This is a genomic window from Candidatus Aminicenantes bacterium (assembly GCA_011049425.1).
GTDB lineage: Bacteria > Acidobacteriota > Aminicenantia > UBA2199 > UBA2199 > UBA876.
The window spans coordinates 23841-41067 of sequence record DSBM01000107.1 but is presented as its reverse complement, the minus strand read 5'-3'; the positions used below and the strand labels follow the sequence as shown (position 1 = coordinate 41067).

The 17227-nt window shown below is 55.8% G+C and carries 15 protein-coding genes and 2 tRNA genes; 8 read left to right on the top strand and 9 right to left on the bottom strand.

Going from position 1 to position 17227, the window contains the following annotated elements; all coding sequences use genetic code 11:
• Positions 1 to 29: 29 nt before the first annotated feature.
• The 4 genes from ENN40_06900 (at position 30) to ENN40_06885 (ending at position 5120) form a co-directional block, all read left to right on the top strand.
• Complete coding sequence (locus ENN40_06900) at positions 30 to 800, top strand: radical SAM protein (GenBank protein HDP95070.1); 771 nt, start codon at positions 30 to 32, stop codon at positions 798 to 800.
• Between the two features lies 1 nt (position 801).
• Positions 802 to 3165 carry a glycyl radical protein gene (locus ENN40_06895; protein HDP95069.1) on the top strand — a complete coding sequence of 788 codons (2364 nt, stop codon included), beginning with the start codon at positions 802 to 804 and terminating at the stop codon, positions 3163 to 3165.
• A 164-nt stretch (positions 3166 to 3329) separates the two neighbouring features.
• Entirely contained in the window at positions 3330 to 3740 is a 411-nt protein-coding gene (locus tag ENN40_06890; protein HDP95068.1) for an RNA-binding S4 domain-containing protein, read from the top strand.
• Positions 3741 to 3785: 45 nt separating this feature from the next.
• Positions 3786 to 5120 carry a DUF229 domain-containing protein gene (locus ENN40_06885; protein ID HDP95067.1) on the top strand — a complete coding sequence of 445 codons (1335 nt, stop codon included), beginning with the start codon at positions 3786 to 3788 and terminating at the stop codon, positions 5118 to 5120.
• Here the strand turns inward: ENN40_06885 and ENN40_06880 are convergent.
• The 6 genes from ENN40_06880 to ENN40_06855 all read right to left on the bottom strand — a co-directional run bounded on the left by ENN40_06880 (position 5097) and on the right by ENN40_06855 (position 10787).
• Entirely contained in the window at positions 5097 to 8003 is a 2907-nt protein-coding gene (locus ENN40_06880) for a serine/threonine protein kinase (GenBank protein ID HDP95066.1), read from the bottom strand. The genes ENN40_06885 and ENN40_06880 overlap by 24 nt on opposite strands.
• Before the next feature lie 93 nt (positions 8004 to 8096).
• Positions 8097 to 8169: transfer RNA gene (locus ENN40_06875), tRNA-Arg, on the bottom strand.
• Positions 8170 to 8181: 12 nt separating this feature from the next.
• Positions 8182 to 8255, bottom strand: a tRNA-Pro gene (locus ENN40_06870).
• 46 nt (positions 8256 to 8301) lie between these two features.
• Complete coding sequence (locus ENN40_06865; protein ID HDP95065.1) at positions 8302 to 8577, bottom strand: 30S ribosomal protein S21; 276 nt, start codon at positions 8575 to 8577, stop codon at positions 8302 to 8304.
• A complete protein-coding gene (locus ENN40_06860) occupies positions 8567 to 9847 on the bottom strand; it encodes a hypothetical protein (protein ID HDP95064.1) in 1281 nt (426 codons plus the stop codon). The genes ENN40_06865 and ENN40_06860 overlap by 11 nt, the downstream gene beginning before the upstream one ends.
• A 25-nt stretch (positions 9848 to 9872) precedes the next feature.
• On the bottom strand, positions 9873 to 10787 hold the full coding sequence (locus ENN40_06855; protein ID HDP95063.1) for a M23 family metallopeptidase: 915 nt from the start codon (positions 10785 to 10787) through the stop codon (positions 9873 to 9875).
• 143 nt (positions 10788 to 10930) lie between these two features.
• Between ENN40_06855 and ENN40_06850 the strand changes: the two genes are divergently transcribed.
• The 3 genes from ENN40_06850 to ENN40_06840 are packed head-to-tail and all read left to right on the top strand — an operon-like array spanning position 10931 to position 14506.
• On the top strand, positions 10931 to 12373 hold the full coding sequence (locus ENN40_06850) for a response regulator (protein HDP95062.1): 1443 nt from the start codon (positions 10931 to 10933) through the stop codon (positions 12371 to 12373).
• A 19-nt stretch (positions 12374 to 12392) separates the two neighbouring features.
• Positions 12393 to 13724: a hypothetical protein gene (locus tag ENN40_06845; protein HDP95061.1), complete on the top strand. Its 1332-nt coding sequence runs from the start codon at positions 12393 to 12395 to the stop codon at positions 13722 to 13724.
• Positions 13721 to 14506, top strand: coding sequence for a biotin--[acetyl-CoA-carboxylase] ligase (locus ENN40_06840; GenBank protein HDP95060.1), 786 nt, complete (start codon positions 13721 to 13723; stop codon positions 14504 to 14506). Before ENN40_06845 ends, ENN40_06840 begins: the two co-directional genes overlap by 4 nt.
• Here the strand turns inward: ENN40_06840 and ENN40_06835 are convergent.
• From ENN40_06835 to murA, 3 genes are read right to left on the bottom strand one after another with little or no spacing between them, the layout of a single operon-like run.
• Entirely contained in the window at positions 14493 to 14969 is a 477-nt protein-coding gene (locus tag ENN40_06835; protein ID HDP95059.1) for a hypothetical protein, read from the bottom strand. The genes ENN40_06840 and ENN40_06835 overlap by 14 nt on opposite strands.
• A gap of 11 nt (positions 14970 to 14980) precedes the next feature.
• Positions 14981 to 15310, bottom strand: a complete 330-nt coding sequence (locus ENN40_06830) for an HIT domain-containing protein (protein HDP95058.1) — start codon at positions 15308 to 15310, stop codon at positions 14981 to 14983.
• Positions 15303 to 16574 (bottom strand): UDP-N-acetylglucosamine 1-carboxyvinyltransferase, encoded by a 1272-nt coding sequence (murA, locus tag ENN40_06825; protein ID HDP95057.1) that lies wholly within the window; start codon positions 16572 to 16574, stop codon positions 15303 to 15305. Before murA ends, ENN40_06830 begins: the two co-directional genes overlap by 8 nt.
• A 207-nt stretch (positions 16575 to 16781) precedes the next feature.
• Here murA and ENN40_06820 point away from each other — a divergent pair, with 207 nt between their 5' ends.
• Positions 16782 to 17204 (top strand): hypothetical protein, encoded by a 423-nt coding sequence (locus ENN40_06820; GenBank protein ID HDP95056.1) that lies wholly within the window; start codon positions 16782 to 16784, stop codon positions 17202 to 17204.
• The last annotated feature ends 23 nt before the right edge of the window (positions 17205 to 17227 follow it).

Sequence of the window (17227 nt, the reverse complement as noted above, 5' to 3'; positions counted from 1 at the left end):
TTCCGCCAGTTGATATATCAGATATCAGAATGCCCTCAATAACCGGTTGGATTTTCGACACAAAACGCTTTGCCGTCCACGACGGGCCCGGAATTCGCACCACGGCTTTTTTTCAGGGCTGCCCCCTGCATTGCCCCTGGTGCCACAACCCGGAATCCGTGCCCCTTATCCGTCGCGGCCGGCCCGTACCGCCCGGCGCGCGACAGTTAACGGCCGCTGAACTGATCAGCCGGGTTGAAAGGGACCGGGTCTTTTTCGAGGAATCCGGCGGGGGCGTGACCTTCTCGGGGGGTGACCCCCTTTCTCAGCCCCGCTTCCTCGATGCCCTGCTGGCAGATTGCCGTGAAAGGAGCCTGCACACCGCCCTGGACACCTGCGGACATGCCCCCCCGCAAAAAGCCCTGCCCCTCTTGCTCCGCGCCGACTTGGTTCTTTTTGACATCAAGTTTTTCTTTTCTCGCGACCTGCTTCGCCATTGCGGCGCGACAGACCGTTACATCTTTACCAACCTGGAGCAATTGATGGCCGGCCGTTCCCGCCTGTGGTTGAGGTTTCCCCTGATCCCCGGCTACACGGACACGCCCGATAATCTCAGCGCGCTTAGAGACCGGGTGCGCGCCTGGGCGGATCGCATCGAACGCGTCTCCATCCTGCCTTTTCACCCGGCGGCAGCCCACAAGTACCGGCGCCTGCAAATCAGGAATCCCATGCGCGAGGTTCCAAGTTTGCCCGAAGCGAGTGTTCTGGCCCTTGCGAATCGGCTGAAAGAGGTACATCCGCAAGTACGCATTGGAGGTTGACATGAATGAACGCATCCGCCGCCTGCGCAGACAAAGCCAACGCACACACCCCTGCATTTCTACGGAACGCGCCCGCCTGCTCACAGAGTTTTGCGCCGATCCCATGCACGCGGCAATGCCGGCCGCGGTGCTGCGCGGGTCCGCTTTCCGCCACATCATGGAAAACAAAACCCTTTTTCTGGACAAGGGGGAACTGATTGTGGGGGAACGGGGTCCGTTTCCCCGGGCCACCCCCACCTATCCTGAAATCTGTCTGCACTCTCTTCAAGACCTTGATACACTGCATTCCCGCCCCAAAGTCTCGTTCACGGTGGATAGTGAAACCCGGCGCGTGTACGAGAAACAGATCATCCCGTTCTGGAAGGGGCGCTCGTTGCGCGAACGCATGTTCAAGGAACTTTCTTCTGAATGGCGCCATGCATATGAAGCCGGCGTTTTTACCGAATTCCAGGAACAGCGCGCCCCGGGACATACCGCCGGTGGCGCCCGCATATTTGAAAAAGGCTTTCTGGATATTCTTGGCGAGATCCGCTCCAACCTGGAGCAACTAAACTTCGTCACCGATCCGCGCGCCCTGGAGACCCGTGAGAACCTGCAGGGAATGGAACAGGCGGCGTTGGGAATCATTGCTTTGGGCCAACGCTACGCCGACCTGTTAAAAAAGCAGGCAGAAAAAGAAAGCGATCCGGCGCGCCGCCAGGAATTGCAGACAATGGCCGTCATCTGTTCCCGGGTTCCGGAACAGGCGCCACGAACTTTCTGGGAAGCGTTGCAACACTACTGGTTTGTTCACCTGGGAGTGATCACCGAGTTCAACACCTGGGATTCCTTTAATCCCGGTCGATTGGATCAGCACCTGCTTCCCTTTTTCCGCCGCGACCTGGCGGAAAAGCGCTTGACCCCGGAGCGCGCCAGAGAGTTGCTGTGCGCCTTCTGGATCAAGTTCAACAACCAGCCCGCCCCGCCCAAAGTCGGGGTTACCGCCCAGGAAAGCAACACCTATACCGATTTCTGTTTGATCAACCTGGGAGGGCTGACACGGGATGGAAAAGACGGGGTCAATGAATTGACCTACATGATCTTGGACGTAATCGAGGAAATGCGCATCCTGCAGCCCAGCTCCATGGTGCAGATCAGTTGCAAGAACCCGGATCGATTTGTGCGCCGGGCCCTGAAGATCGTGGCCACCGGTTTCGGCCAGCCCTCCATGTTCAACACCGAGACCATTATCTCTGAACTGTTGCGCCAGGGAAAAAGCCTGGAAGACGCCCGCGAAGGCGGCGCCAGCGGCTGCGTCGAGTCCGGCGCTTTCGGCAGAGAAGCCTATTTCCTGACGGGTTATTTCAACCTTCCCAAGATCCTTGAACTGACCCTGCATAACGGCAGGGATCCGCGCACGGGGATCCAACTCGGGCCGCGGACGGGAAAAGCCGGCGATTTCAGTGATTTCAAGCAGTTGATACAGGCTTTCTCCCGCCAGGTGGCTTTCTTTGCAGACCTGAAAATCCAGGGGAACAACCTGATTGAACAACTCTATGCGCGCAACATGCCGGCGCCGTTTCTATCGCTGGTCATCGAGGATTGCGTAACCCGCGGCCGCGACTATCACAGCGGGGGCGCGCGCTACAACACTTCCTATATCCAGGGCGTGGGCCTGGGCTCCATCACGGATTCCCTGTCCGCGATCCGTCGCCACGTATTCGAGACCGGCGCCGTCACCCTCGAAGAATTGACCTGCATGCTGGAGCGTGACTTCGAGGACCACGAACACTGGCGCCAGCGCCTGCGAGACCAAACCCCGCGCTGGGGCAACGATGACGACGCAGCCGACGGGCTGGCAACCAGAGTGTTTGAAATCTTTTTTGCGGCGGTCGACGGCCGCCCCAACTCCCGAGGCGGGGTTCATCGCATCAACCTGCTGCCCACCACTTCGCACGTCTACTTCGGCAGCATAACCGGGGCCACCGCCGATGGACGCCGGGCCGGAACACCCCTTTCCGAAGGCATTTCACCCGTGCAGGGTGCCGATCGAAACGGACCTACCGCGGTGCTCCGTTCAGCCGCACGCATCGATCACCAGCGCACCGGCGGCACCCTTCTGAACCAGAAGTTTTCCCCGGACCTGATGCAGAACCCCGAGAGCCTGGAAAAGGTTCTCTACCTGGTACGCGCCTATTTCCGCCTGGGAGGACATCACGTCCAGTTCAACGTGGTGGACGCGAATACCCTGCGCGAGGCGCAAAGGGAACCGGAAAAGCACCGCGATCTCATCGTGCGTGTGGCCGGTTACAGCGACTATTTCAACAATCTCGGCCGCGACCTTCAGGATGAAATCATCCAACGCACCGAGTACCAGGGATTCTGAACCATTGTGCCTCATGTCCCCTTCTTTCTCTGCAACTCTCCAACCTTCCAACTTTCCAACTCTCCAACTTCACAGCTCCACCACCACCCCCAGGTGGATCAAGTTGGTTCCCCGCACGCGGAACTCCTTACCCGGTTGCAAACAGGCTATGGTATACTGATTTCATGCCGGAGTCCAGCCCCATTGCAATTGAAGCCCGGATCGACCGTTGGCTCTGGGCCAGCCGCATTTTCAAGTCCCGTTCGCAGGCCACGCAGGCATGCCGCAACGGCCGCGTACAAGTCAACAAGCGCACGGTTAAGGCCAGCCAACCCGTGACTCCGGGCGATGAGGTCGACGTTCGCATGCCGCCCATTACCCGCTGTTGGCGGGTCCTGGCCCCGGCCGTCAAGCGCGTGTCCGCCCGACGGGCCGCGGAATTAGCCGAAGAGATCACCCCGGCCGAGGAGCTCCGGAAACTGGCCGATTTTCGCCGTGATCCCGTGGGCTTCATCGTGGCTGGACGCCCGCCCGGAAGCGGCCGCCCCACCAAGAAAGAGCGTCGCCAGGTGGAGCGGATGCGACGCTGGCAATAGACATCCCCTCTTGATAAAGCGGAACAGGCTTGGTAAAATCTTGCCATGAAAAAAACCTTGATTCTGATCGCCTTGTCGCTGTTGCTGTTTGGTTGCGGCGACCATTCATCTAAAAAGGAACTCCCCAATATCATTTTACTTACCCTCGACACGCTGAGAGCCGACCACCTGCATTGTTACGGCTACGAATACGAAACTTCACCCCACATTAACCGCTTCGCAGCGCAATCAACATTGTTTGAATATGCTTACACCCCCATCCCCAAGACTTCAGCCGCTTTCTGCTCCATGCTGACCGGCCTCCATCCCTTTATCCACAAATGCGCCCCAAACCGCGGTACCGTGAACGCAAAGCTGATTACCCTGGCCGAGGCCCTGAAAGCCAAGGGTTATCATACCGAGGCCGTGGTGGCGAATGCCAACCTGGCCAGGGTTTTCCAATTCGACCAGGGTTTTACCAACTATACCGAAGTCTGGAACGAGGTCGAAACCAAAGAGGAAACAGCCCCCTTCATAACAAAAAGAGTCCTTGATTTTCTGAAAACCCCCCCCGGGAAGCCCTTTTTCATTTGGCTCAACTATATCGACCCACACACTCCCTACATTCCTCCCCAGGAGCACATTCAACCCCGACCACAGGGACGCGATATCCGCGAGGTCAAACCCAGGTTGGTCGCCGGCATGCAGCGGGAAATGAACCAGAAAGGTCATTTTCATGAAGGCCACTTCACCGCCCTCTACGACGGTTCCATTCACTACGTGGACAGCCAGGTCGGCCGCGTCCTGGACCAGATTGAACAATCCGGTTTACTCAAGAACTCAATCATTATTGTCACCGCTGATCACGGCGAAGACCTGGGCGAGAACAATTTTTACTTTAATCACGGGCCCCTGACTTTCAATGCCGCGTCACGGGTTCCCCTCATGATCCGCTGGCCGGGCAAACCACCGCGCCGCGTGCGCAGGGTCGTCAGCATAATGGACATCACACCCACACTGTTTGACGCATTGGACATACCCGCTCCCAAATATCCCATGCAGGGACGCAACCTGTTCACGGACCGCACCCAGCGTCGCTTGAAGCTCTTTGGCCAATTGGGTACTTTCGGCATGGTGGCCGGTCATTTCCACTACATCGAAGTTATGCCACAATTGCAACGCCAGTTGGGATTAGAGCCAAAATACATCTTTAACATCCTCAAAGACCCGTATGAAAAAGAGAACCTCGTCGCCGATTTCAGCAACCTGGCCGAGTCGTTGTCCAAGGAATACAAAGCCTATTTCTCACGTCACGGCTATATGAACAGTGCAAATAAAGCACCCGCCCCCGAATTATCGGAAAAGGAAAAGCGAGACTTAAAAACCCTGGGCTACCTGTAAGCCGGCCAGGCGTTGCCGGGCCGCGGCGGCCAGGGCCGTATGGGGATTGGCGGCAATGCAGGCTTCGTAGCCCCTGCGGGCTTCCTCGCGCCGACCCAGTTCATCCATGACGCGTCCATACACCCAGGCGTCGTAAAACCACCAGAAACGGGCTTCCATATCACCCCGGATTCGTTTCTCGAGGTCCGTGAACGCTTCACTGGCCATGCGCTCCGCCTCGTGCCTGCGATTGTCTTTCAGCGTGTACCAGGCCAGGGACATGGCGGCCAGATGCCGCCGTACTCGTGAATAGGCATTTACATCATGGAAACAGAACTCGCCCCGACCGGATCCGTCTCCGGCCAGCAAATGGGCCCGGCCCTCCAGCAGGCGGTATTCCTCCCAGGTATAGAGCAGAGACATATTCCCGTTGTCGCGGGGAAGGTCCGCGACAATGGCATCGCCGCACATGAGCCCGGTCAGTGAACGCAGCAATGCGGCGTTTCGGGGCTCGTCCTGTTGCATGCGCTGGGAAAACAGCCGAGCGGACTCAAAGTCTCCCTTCTGCAGCAGGCACAGAGCTTTAAAGAAATCCCTCCCCCTGGTCAGTCCCCAGAACCGGTCAAATTTTCGAAATTCCGCCTCGATCAGGTGCAATGCCTCTTCCGGACCTTTTTCAAGAAAGGCGGTTTCCAGCAGTCGCAGGACCGCATCATTGCTTTGCGGATACAGGCCCAGGGCACGGCGCAACAGGCGCCGCCCGCTGGCGTACCGCCCGCGGCGCACTTCCACGTCTCCTCTGTAAAGCGCAATAACCGATTGCAACCAGGGATTTTCAACACCCGACTCAGCGGCGCGTTCCAGGCGTGCGGCCGCTTCTTCCATTTGAGAATGAAGGTCGCAGGCGATCCGGGCTTTCTGGATCTCTGTGTACACATGCCGCAACCTTTCCGGCGGGTCCACAAACACTTGCGCTTCAACACCTGTTCCCAACCGCATGGTACCGTCCTCTTCAATGCGCAATCGGACACCTGAACGATTGACCATTTCGATCGGCCCCTGATGCGGCATTGAACCTTCGTCTTCGTACAGGAAACCCTGGGGAAAATACGCAAGCAGGTTTAGTTGATGCGCGATTTCTATTTTGTCCTCGTTTAAATGGGGAATCAGCCCGATATGTCCTCCACGCGAATCTTTACCAAAGTCAAAGACAATACGGGCAACGAAATCAAGATGCCCCATGCGGTTCGCCCTGCCGGAAAAAAAGAAGCGCCATCTGTGGTTTTCTTCCGGCACAGCGGTCCATTTGCCGATATGGCCGGGAGAATTTATCCAAACCAACCGGCCGTTGGTCAAGAACAAAAATGCGGAGGGAAACATGCCCCTGGCGTGAATCACGCGCGCAATGGTTTCGACTGAACCGTCTCCGTCCAGGTCCCGGGTCTGGAACTCCTCGATGTAACTCCGGGGAATAAAACCGTAATCACCGGCCCGAATAAAGACAGATAGCGGACGGTCCAGTATCACATTGCCCGCGGTATCAATCTGCATCATGCGCGCATCACTCTCGGTGCTTCCCAAAGTGGGTTGGCTGTCCTGATCCATTCCGGCTTCCGCGGAAAAAAACACGGTTACCAGGTGATGGATGGCATGATTGCTGCGAAACAATTGCAAGGGCGGGCGGCATGGCTGCAGCACGGCCCGGTAAATCGAACGGGGGCTGAAATCCTTGGCCCACATGATTGCGCCCCGCTCATCCAGCAGTTTCAGGAGATTGCCCTCGATTCGCACCCGGGCGGGAATGGCGGGCTCACGCGAAGTCCAGAACAAGGCTCCGGCCGCGACTCCCAGCATGAGCAACAAGGCCGCACCGGGAGCCAATTTGCGCAACCAGGTACAAATCACGCGGCGACCGACCCGGGAAGAAGAGAAATAGGCATGCATGGCCGCGGCGTCGCGGAATCTGCCCCCGGGCAACCTGCGCAAAGATCGCTCCAGTCCCAGCCTTACCTGCGTGGGAACCCGCAGTCCCTCCAATCTCAGCGCGACCGGAGTTCTGCCCATGCGGTGGGCCAGAACGGAAAGCGTGTCCATGCCCTCCAGGGGCGAAGAACCACGCAGTACCGTCTGCAGCAACAAACCCAACTGGAACACATCGGAGCGAACACCCACTTCCACACCCTGGAGCTGCTCCGGAGAAAGATAGCGGGGAGTTCCAACCACTTCATTCAAATTGAAACTTCGTTCCGGGTCACCCAAGTCCTTGGCCAATCCGAAATCCAGGATCTTGACTCCCCCGCCTTGAACCAGCATGATGTTGGAGGGCTTGATGTCCCGGTGAACAAAGTGAAGGGCATGCAAGGCCGAGATCCCGGCCAGGATTTCCAGGAAAACCGGCTGGAACGCCTGCCATGACCCGGCTCCCTCACGGTCCAGGCGTTGTTTCAGGGTCTCGCCTTCAACCAGCTCCATAACCAGGAACCAGCGGTCCAGCCAGCGGTCCAGAGAGAAAACCTTGACCACCCGGGGGTCGGCAATGCGCCGTGAAAGGCTGATCTCACGCTTGATGCGCAGCATGCTGTTGCGATCAAGGTTAACGCCCTGGTGAAATACCTTGAGCGCCACTTTTTCATTCAGAATCTCATCAACCGCCTCATACACGGTGGCAAACCCGCCCTTCCCCAGAAAGCGCACCACCCGATAACGCTTGGTGATGCGCGTGCCGGCCGGCAGGGATACAAATTCATGGTCTTCTGCATGGGTACGCCCGGTAAGGACGGATTGAGAGTCATCCTGGCTACGCTTCATGCCGACAAATTGTTTGTTGAATCGGTTACCGTAAGGGCTTTCGCTAAAAGAGTTTCTATTATAGATAGGAGCCGGCCATGAGTCAAGTCGGGCCATGGTAAACCCTCATGTGAAAAACTGTCGGGAGTGAAATGCGACACCAGGCGACTTGGGGCGGCTGAACAGGAGGGGCCCTTTCCAAAAGGAAAACGCTCCCGGAGGGACTCGAACCCCCAGCCTACTGATTAGAAGTCAGTTGCTCTGTCCGTTGAGCTACGGGAGCATTCTCGGGACATCGGGGCGAGAGGATTTGAACCTCCGACCCTCGGTTCCCAAAACCGATACGCTACCAGACTGCGCTACGCCCCGGCAATCCCGAATGTATGAGCTACGGACGGTGGTTCGATGCGATGGCTTACAAGTCCGAAAATTCGCGTTTAAGCCGTTTGCGCATACGTTTCTTGGCCTGGGCTTCTTTCAATCTGCGCTTTTCGCCCGGCTTGAGGTACACGGAATGCTTCTTGATTTCCTTGATAATGGCTTCCTGCTGTACCTTGCGCTTGAAACGCCGCAATGCGCCTTCTACGGACTCGTTGGCATTTACTTCAACATACGCCAAAGGTATCACCTGCCTTATGTGGAAAATTCCGTTGTCAATATACCTGAAAGAGGCAGGTATGTCAAGGCCCATCCTCGGATTCAAGGTGGGCGAGTTTGCGGGTCAGGCGCTGCAGGCGCCGCTCGAGATCCAATTGTTGGACGGCGGACAAATCGCTTGTCTCTAAAGCGTCGCGCACCAGGCCCAGGGCGCGGAGAAAATCCCTTTCCCGATGCTCGTAGTGAATCGACAACTCACGAACGGCCCGCGGGTCTCCCATTTGCCGCAATTCCTCCCATATGGTCAGGGCCTCGTTGTATAGCTTCTTTTTCTTGCGAATTCGCGACAACCGCCTCAAGGCCAGTGCCTGAACATCCAAGCGCTCCGCTGTAGCCCGAATGGTTTCCAGGCGTTCCGCCGCTTTATCGAGGTCGCCGGCATTTTCCAGCAAGCGCGCGCTACCCAGGATTTCGCCTTCATCCCGGGTATGGGAAACATCCTCAAGACATCGCGCGCCCAGGTTCACCAGCATGGCCAATCCCAGAAGGTCCAGGGCGTTGTGTTCCATTACCGCATCCAGAATGGAAAGCTCTCCGGTGCGCAGGAAATCAAAGTACAAGCGGGGGATCTCCGATCCGTCCACATCCTCTTCCCGGCTCAACCCCAGCAGCATATCTCCCAGATACCCCAGCTTGCGGGATGGAAAAGTGTGGCGCCACAGCGTGCGGGCGGGATAAAGAAAATCCAGGTGCGGCAGAGAAAGCAGGGGAAATCTTCGCCTTTGCAGGATGTAACGCGTTTCCATCAGCGGGTAATCAAAACACTTGCCGTTGTACGTCACCCCGGCGATAGGAGACCGTTCCCGCAGAAAATCGTCCACACGCTCCAGGAACTCATTCTCGCGGTTCAAATCGGAGAGCACGAAGATACGGACCTGGAAGCCTCCATTCGCCAGGAAACCGAATCCCAGCATAAAGGCCACTGTACCGGTCCCCCCGGCCAGGCCCGTGGTTTCGGTATCAAAAAAGAGCATGCCTTCAGCATTAATTTTTCTCCAGGCAGAGTCTCCAGCCAGGATTTCCAGCTCCCCGGATCGGACTTTGCGCAAATCACCGATGGTAAACCGGCCCAGCCGGGTTGTATCCGCATAGAAGTACTCCCGTTCCATGAAAGGCGGAATCTCGCGGGGGAAAACCGCGGGGGATTCGAGAGGATGGGCCAGGCAGGCCTTGTCCGGAATGCGGGAACGAATAAGACGGTCCAATTTCTCGCGGGTGGTTAACGCGGGTTCCGATTCCAGCCTCGTCCACTGCTTGCGGATGGATTGATCCAGTCGATCCAGTTTATCTCGCGTTTTCGCCAATGGATAGCCCCCTCCGCAGGGGGTGTCAATCGATCATGTAATTGAGGGGATTGCGGGGTTTCCCGAAAACCCGGATTTCATAATGCAGGTGGGGCGCCGAACTCATCCCCGTGTTGCCAACGTAACCAATAACATCCCCCCGCTTGATCCGTTGGCCCTCGCGAACGTTAAAGGAAGCGAGATGACCATAACGGGTGGTGAACCCGTAACCGTGATCAATGATGATCAAGTTGCCGTAGAAGGAACGTTTCTCCGCGCACAACACCAGGCCGTTTGCCGGGGCGATCACCCTGTTGCCCAGTTGGGTCGCGATGTCCAGGCCATAATGAAAATCCCGTTTGCCCGTGATGGGATGGCGCCGCTGTCCGAAAACGTCGGTCAAATATCCGCGGGTCGGCCATATGGAAGGCGTGGATGCCAAACGCATCTTTTGTTTATCTATCACGCTGCGGACGTACTTCAGGGTGTTTTCCAATTCCCGGGACTTGGTGTTGAGTTGAGTGGCATGCCCAAGGATGTCTTTGCTCCTGGGAACAGTCACAGGCTCTGCGGCGGGAAGGATGGGATCCGTGCGAAACTCCACCGGACCTCCACTACCCACTTCCCGTAAAGCCAATGGAGATTTCAGCCCCGCCGCCACCAGGATCCGGTCCGTGTAGATCTCCATGCGCTGAATACTGAGGTCAAGGGTTTCGACTTTTTTGCCTAAATCGTCAATCAGGCGGTCTTTTTCAACCATATCCACTTTTAACTGACTCAACTCGCGCTGATCCGAAACGGTATTGAGGTAACCAAAGATGGCGAATCCGGATATGGCTAAAAGCGCCAGAACAACCACGGCGGCGTTACGCAGAAAACGTCCCGATACCGAGAACTCCCTGCTGGAAGTGGTCGCTCCGGAAACCACAATAACGGAGTAGACCTTGTCCTTTTTTCGCATACCAATTACACGCAATACAACAAATCAAATCAAAAGTCAACCACTTTACGCCTTATGTCTGCGTTTCCGGGCTCAGTCGCATGCGTTAACTTGACTTTCTGAATCAAACTTGATACACAAAAATCAGGGTCACAGGAGGATGAATGAGCAAATACAGAGTTTTACTGGCTGACAGCAGTTATACCATCCGCCGGATCGTTGAATTATCGTTCTCTGAGGAATCCGATATAGAACTCATCACGTTTGAAAGTGGCACTCCTTTGCGGGAAAAATTACTCGAGTTGACTCCCCATATTGTATTGGTGGACATCCGCCTGCCCGAATTCAACGGTTACCAGGTTTGCAAGTTTGTCAATGGGAGCGAAGCCCTTGCCCACACCCGCGTTTTCCTTTTAAAAGGGGGGTTCGAACCCATCAACGAAGAGCTGCTCAAAGAATTGGAGTATCAGGAAATCATTACCAAACCTTTTGATTCCAACGCTTTGGTGAAAGCGGTCAAAGAGATCCTGGAAGAAGACCGTCCCGAAGCTCCGGCGCCAAGAGAAGAAGCGGACATCTCCGACTCATTTCCCGAAGACCTGCCGGAGATTTCAGGCTTTGAAGAGGAATCCGTCGAAGATATCAGCTTTTCAGATGTCAGTGATGAGGTTTCCTCGGACCAGGCACCCAAGGTGGCACAGAAATCCGACACCTCGGACACCGATGATTTCATACGTGACGAGGTCGTCCCTTCAGAAGAGATTACCCAGGGAGCCCAGCCTGAACGCGATGACTCACTAAGACCTGACGACAACGCGGAAGAGATCCCCAATCCGTTCCAGGAAAACTCGCGGGAAAGCGATATCGACGAATTGCTGGAAAAAGAAATCGAACGCGAACGCCAAACCCATCAAGATGAGCCCGATTTCGGCGCTCCGCAAACGGGCGAGTTCCGTTTCGAGCCCATGGAACCCGCCGACTCTTTGCATAAAGAAGCCGAGGATTCAGAAACCGGGGTTGAGGAAGAAAAGCCGGAGCCATCATCCGTGGACGAATCCGGGGCGGATGCGGAACCACCCTCGCCCCAACAGTCCGGCAGTCCCGATACACTTTCTGAAGCCGAACTTGCCCAGGCATTCGCCGAAGCGCCGGAACCGCGCCAGAGAGACGATATTTTCGCACCGCTTGAGACAACTGAGCCCGAGTCAGAAACTCCGCCCCCGATTCCGGAGCCGGAACCGCCTGCGGAACCGGAGCCAACGACTCCCATTGAAATTGAACCCACTTTTCAATCCGATACGGAAGAACCCACTTACTCAATCGACGCCGACACCGATGCCGAACGCATATTGGACGATTTAGACAAACTATCCGCGCAAACAAAGCCCACAGAAGACACGGCAACCGCAAACAAAGACCAGGATGAGGGAGAATCGGAGCCTCAGACCGGCGCCATTGATCCCCAACAACTCACCCATCGTCTGGAAGACAAGCTGAGTATCGCAGTCAAAGAAATTCTCTGGGAAGTGGTTCCTCCACTGGCCGAAAAGATCATCAAAGCAGAGATCCGCCGTTTGGAATCCGAGGTCGAATCCGGCGAGACCTGATCATCGAGCCGGCAATCGCATGTTCCGCTTCCTGTTGCCGAAGCATTGCGATCATCATGCGCTTGAAAGCCGGTGGGGGAATGTCTGGAGACAAATCGACTCTTCACAACCGGCAACTCGAGAAGATATCAAACCTGGGGACTTGTCGACATGCATTCACAAAGATATCCTCTTAAGACACCGCATTATGCGGGAAATCTCTTTACAGGAAACAGGCGGGGCACCACCCCTCACCAAAGAAATGTACAGCGAAAACGGGCGCAAGTTGCTGGATTTTTCTCTCTTATTGCCCTTTGGCGCTTGCGACGACGCTGATTCAGATTCCCAAGATATGCTGAGGATTTACGGTACGGATGCACTACGCTTTGCCATTGCCATGCAACCGGGATGGCCCCCTGGTCCAAGTCGCCTGCAAGGGGCCCTTACCCTGGCCAACAAATTCTGGAATTGCCTGCGCTTTGCCTGCATGCATTTGCAAGGTGATGAACCCCTGTCACCGGATCTTCGCAGTTCCTCGGACATGGAACGCTGGTTCCTGCAACGGCTCAACACCACCACGGCGCAATTGAACGAGCATTTTGAGCGCAACCAGTTGTCCTCGGCCTGCGCACGACTGCAATACTTGGTCCGGCATGATCTGAGTGGATGGTTCCTGGAATCGATCCGTCTCCACATCGGCAATCCGGCATCACGCCAGTGTGTCCGCTACGTCATGCTGCACATCGCCCACCTGCTTCATCCCCTGATGCCCAATATCACCCAGGAAACATTTTTTCGGCTGTCGACCTCACCACAAAAACTGTTCCTTCAACACCCATTTCCGGAATTCCGCAGTGAGTTGATCTTTCCTCAGGCCACGCGCAGGGTGGAACAGCTCCGCAAACTGGTTCATAGCATTCGCAGCCTCATGGGTCTGCATTTTATCCCCGCCCCCAGTCGCATCACCGTGATATTGACCAGCAACGAGCCGGAAATACAGCGCCTGATTCTTGCCCATGCGGAAGATATCTGCCACCTGGCCGGAATTAGCAACATGAGGTTGGATGATCCCCCTCCCGGCCATGCCATCAGAACCGTTTCACGCTCCTGGTCGATCTCTATTCTCCTGGATGATTCCCGAATTCACGACTCCATTCGGGTTAGCCTGCTAAAAGAGAAAGATGATCTCAGCCGCCGTATTCTTCGCATGCAGCACAAGCTCGGGAATCGAGGCTTTATGGATTCCATTCGCACGGATACGGCCCGACGGTGGAAAACACGCCTGCGGCGAGACCTGCGCCGCAGGGAGCGGGTTATCCGCACCCTCGGCATGTTGACCGCACCCCAGTCCGAAACCATGAGAAAAAGATGAAACCCAAAGTCGCCGGAATCCGATGTGTTCACCTGGCCACATGCCCATCCACGCAGGATTACCTCTCTAATCACCTGGACGAATGGTTGCCAAGGCTTCCTGTTTGCGTCACCGCCGATCACCAGAGCGGGGGACGCGGACGCGAGAACCGTTCTTGGCATTCCCCCCCCGGTCTCGGACTGTACCTGTCGTGGGGATTCCGGCTGCGACAAAAAAAATCATTGCCCTGGGTTCCCCTGGCCGTGGGTGTGGTGGTCGCGGAACTCCTGGAAACCTACTGCGGCAAAAGAACGGTCCGACTCAAATGGCCCAACGATGTGCTCATCAAAGGGCGTAAAGTGGCCGGCATCCTAAGTGAGAGCCGCCTCACCCCGGAAGGCGCCATCTGTATCTGCGGAATCGGCATCAACCTGAACCATTTGGAAACGGATTTCCCCCCGGATCTGGCGCAATCGGCCACATCCATGCGCCTGAGTTGCAACAGATATCCCTCGCCTGAAACGTTGTTGACCCTGACCCTGAACCGCTTGACAGGGGTTGTCGACGACCTTGAAAAGCAAAGGATCCGTGGTTTGCGCGCCCGGGTCCGTCGTTTCACAAGCTGGATGCGATCCGGTAATATGGAATTTCACCAAGGGAAAAATCGCCATCAAGGCCGGTTCAAGGGAATCGCCACGGATGGGGGAATGATCCTGGTGACGAAAAAAGGCAAAAAAATGATTTTTTACAGCGGTGAAGTAGAAATGACTGATCCCGGCAACAATTCAACTACTCACCGTTAAAAATCTTCATCCACTGATCCACTTCCTGATCGGAAAGACGGGTGTCGATGCGTTTCTGGGTTTCTTCCTTTTTTCCCGTTTCCCGGTATTCCCGTTTCAGCTTAAAATAAAACTCAATGGAGTTGACGGTTCTGGCGCCCAACTTGCGGGCAAAGGATTTCAGTTCGCGATCCGAAGTAATCAGTATTACATCACGAAAATCGTTGTACGCATTCAGGATTCGTTTGATTTCATCATCCGCGCTGCGCCCATAACGGGGATACAAAACCAGAAATTTCGGACTGATCTCCTGTCTGTGCGCCGTGCCTTCGGGTTCACCGTCAAAAACCACGATAACCTTGCTCTTGCGGTTTTGTTGAAATTTCAGCAAGACATGCAGGATCTTCTGCCGGGCGCCCTCTTCAGCCAAAGAGATGTCTGGAGAACTGCCGATCAGGTTGTTTCCGTCAATCACATACGGCATGGGTGCAGACTTCAGCCCGGCGGCCAGGTCATGGGCCGCCCACCCAACAAGTGGATGTGAAGATGGAAAACACTCTGTCCCGCTTCCGCGCCCGTATTGATCACATAGCGGAATTGTTTTAACCCAGCAACTTCCGCGGCGGTATTGGCGGTTTGAAAAAGCCGGCCCAGCAATTCGGCGGAAGCCGCGGTGATATCCGCCACATGTCGGCGTGGAACCACCAGGAGGTGGACCGGGGCCTGGGGTGAAATGTCTTTAAAAACCACGGCGTCCGGGTTCTCAATCACAAACTCCGTTCCCATTTCGCTCTTTGCAATGCGACAAAAAAGACAATCATCCATGGTGACTTTCCTCCACGCGAATCAACGCCCCCAAACCGGCAAGTTTCTCCGGCAAGCGCTCATAGCCGCGAAACAACTGCTTGGCATTCCCCACAACCGTCTCACCTGAAGCTATCAGTCCACCCAGTACCAGGGCGGCCGATGCCCGCAGGTCCGTTGCGCGCATGAAACATCCCTTCAGGGGGGTTGAACCGTGAATTTGTGCGGTATCACCGTTTACGGAAATATCCGCTCCCATGCGACACAGTTCAACGGTATGTTGGAAACGGTTGTCGAAAATGTTTTCTTTTACGCGAGACACGCCGGGAACCTGGGTCAACAAAGTGGTCATCTGGGCCTGGAGGTCGGTGGGAAACCCCGGAAACGGAAGGGTTTCCACATCCAAGGGACGAGGCGAGGCCGCCGCACTGACGCGAATACCGTTTTCATCCTGTATCCACGGGATTTGCGCCCGCTCCAATGTGCCCAACAGGCTCATGACATGACCGGGATCTCCGCCTTTCACGGTAATGTCATTCTCTCCCAGGGCTCCGGCGATCAGGTAGGTCCCCATTTCAATGCGATCGGCGATCACGCGGTGAGATGCACCGCAAAGGCGTCCGGTTCCCCGAACCCGCAGGCAACGTCCACCGTCATCGCTCTCGATTCGAGCCCCCATGGAACGCAGCAGGGTGATCAGGTCTTCCACCTCGGGCTCACGGGCGCAGTTACGCAACTGCGTGTCACCTTCAGCCAGTACGGCGGCCATGAGAAGATTTTCCGTTCCCGTAACCGTAACGCCCGGAAAACTGAAGTCGATGCCTTTCAGCCTCTGAGTGCGGCCGACTATATGATCTTTTTCAATACGGATCTCAGCCCCCATGCGCTCCAATCCAATCAGGTGAAAATCGAACTTCCTGTCGCCGATGGGACAACCGCCGGGGAGAGAGACCCTGGCTTCGCCGGCTCTTGCCAACAAAGGGCCAAGTAAGAGAATCGAAGCGCGGCTGGTCCGAACAATTTCCGGGGGAACGAGGCTTGACGCAACAGAGGGAAGGCGGAGCGAAACTTTGCCGGCATCGAATTCGGCTTCTGCCCCCAGACCCTCCAACGCGCGCAGCATGACATGAATGTCCGCCACATCCGGCACGTTATTCAGCATCAAAGCATCTTCGGTCAGCAGCGCGGCGGCGAGTTCCGGCAACGCGGCATTCTTGGCGCCGGCAACAGTCACACTGCCGCGAAGGGGTCTTCCCCCCTGGATTCGGATCAGTTGAGATTGCATGAAAAGCCATTATACCCACAAAAAAACGGTTTTTCAAGGATGAGGAAAACTCAATTAAGGGCGAGTGGCTATTGGCAAGGGGGAAGATAAAAACTGGAGTTCTCATCACTGGACATTTCTATCCCAAATCCTGGTCTCCGGATGCTTGCCTTGTTGACGGGGAGAGCATACAATCATGGTTACCCGGTTTTCAACAAGGAGGAGATCATGAAACGGATTCTGATTGTGAGCATGCTGTTTTTGGCATTACCGGCTTTCCAGGCCTGCGGGGGCAAAAGCAACGACCCCAAAGCCGTGACGGGAGATTACCTGACCGCAACCGAAAATTATGTGGATGAAATGGAGAAATCGGAAAGCGCCAATGACGTGGTTAAAGCCACCAACAACTATACCGACCGCATTGAAGCGCTGGCCCCGCGCATGAAAGCCATGATGGAGGCACATCCGGAATTAAAGGGCATGAAGGGAAATGAACTGCCGGAAAGCTTCGAGATGTTCAAAGAACGGTTCGAGTCCCTGGGCCCGCGCTTCATGGGAGTCATGGGCAAGATGATGCAATACGGCGAAGACACGGCGGTTAAAGAAGCCCAGGAACGTCTGCAAAAAATGATGAGTACCATTGAAAACTGAGCTTTATTAACAAACCGGGACGA

Excerpts from the sequence above, each read along its gene's own strand:
- ENN40_06900 (HDP95070.1), top strand. The coding sequence starts at position 30 with ATGCCCTCAATAACCGGTTGGATTTTCGACACAAAACGCTTTGCCGTC.
- ENN40_06895 (HDP95069.1), top strand. The coding sequence starts at position 802 with ATGAATGAACGCATCCGCCGCCTGCGCAGACAAAGCCAACGCACACAC.
- ENN40_06890 (HDP95068.1), top strand. The coding sequence starts at position 3,330 with ATGCCGGAGTCCAGCCCCATTGCAATTGAAGCCCGGATCGACCGTTGG.
- ENN40_06885 (HDP95067.1), top strand. The coding sequence starts at position 3,786 with ATGAAAAAAACCTTGATTCTGATCGCCTTGTCGCTGTTGCTGTTTGGT.
- ENN40_06880 (HDP95066.1), bottom strand. The coding sequence starts at position 8,003 with ATGGCCCGACTTGACTCATGGCCGGCTCCTATCTATAATAGAAACTCT.
- ENN40_06865 (HDP95065.1), bottom strand. The coding sequence starts at position 8,577 with ATGGGCCTTGACATACCTGCCTCTTTCAGGTATATTGACAACGGAATT.
- ENN40_06855 (HDP95063.1), bottom strand. The coding sequence starts at position 10,787 with ATGCGAAAAAAGGACAAGGTCTACTCCGTTATTGTGGTTTCCGGAGCG.
- ENN40_06850 (HDP95062.1), top strand. The coding sequence starts at position 10,931 with ATGAGCAAATACAGAGTTTTACTGGCTGACAGCAGTTATACCATCCGC.
- ENN40_06845 (HDP95061.1), top strand. The coding sequence starts at position 12,393 with ATGTTCCGCTTCCTGTTGCCGAAGCATTGCGATCATCATGCGCTTGAA.
- ENN40_06840 (HDP95060.1), top strand. The coding sequence starts at position 13,721 with ATGAAACCCAAAGTCGCCGGAATCCGATGTGTTCACCTGGCCACATGC.
- ENN40_06835 (HDP95059.1), bottom strand. The coding sequence starts at position 14,969 with ATGCCGTATGTGATTGACGGAAACAACCTGATCGGCAGTTCTCCAGAC.
- ENN40_06830 (HDP95058.1), bottom strand. The coding sequence starts at position 15,310 with ATGGATGATTGTCTTTTTTGTCGCATTGCAAAGAGCGAAATGGGAACG.
- murA (HDP95057.1), bottom strand. The coding sequence starts at position 16,574 with ATGCAATCTCAACTGATCCGAATCCAGGGGGGAAGACCCCTTCGCGGC.
- ENN40_06820 (HDP95056.1), top strand. The coding sequence starts at position 16,782 with ATGAAACGGATTCTGATTGTGAGCATGCTGTTTTTGGCATTACCGGCT.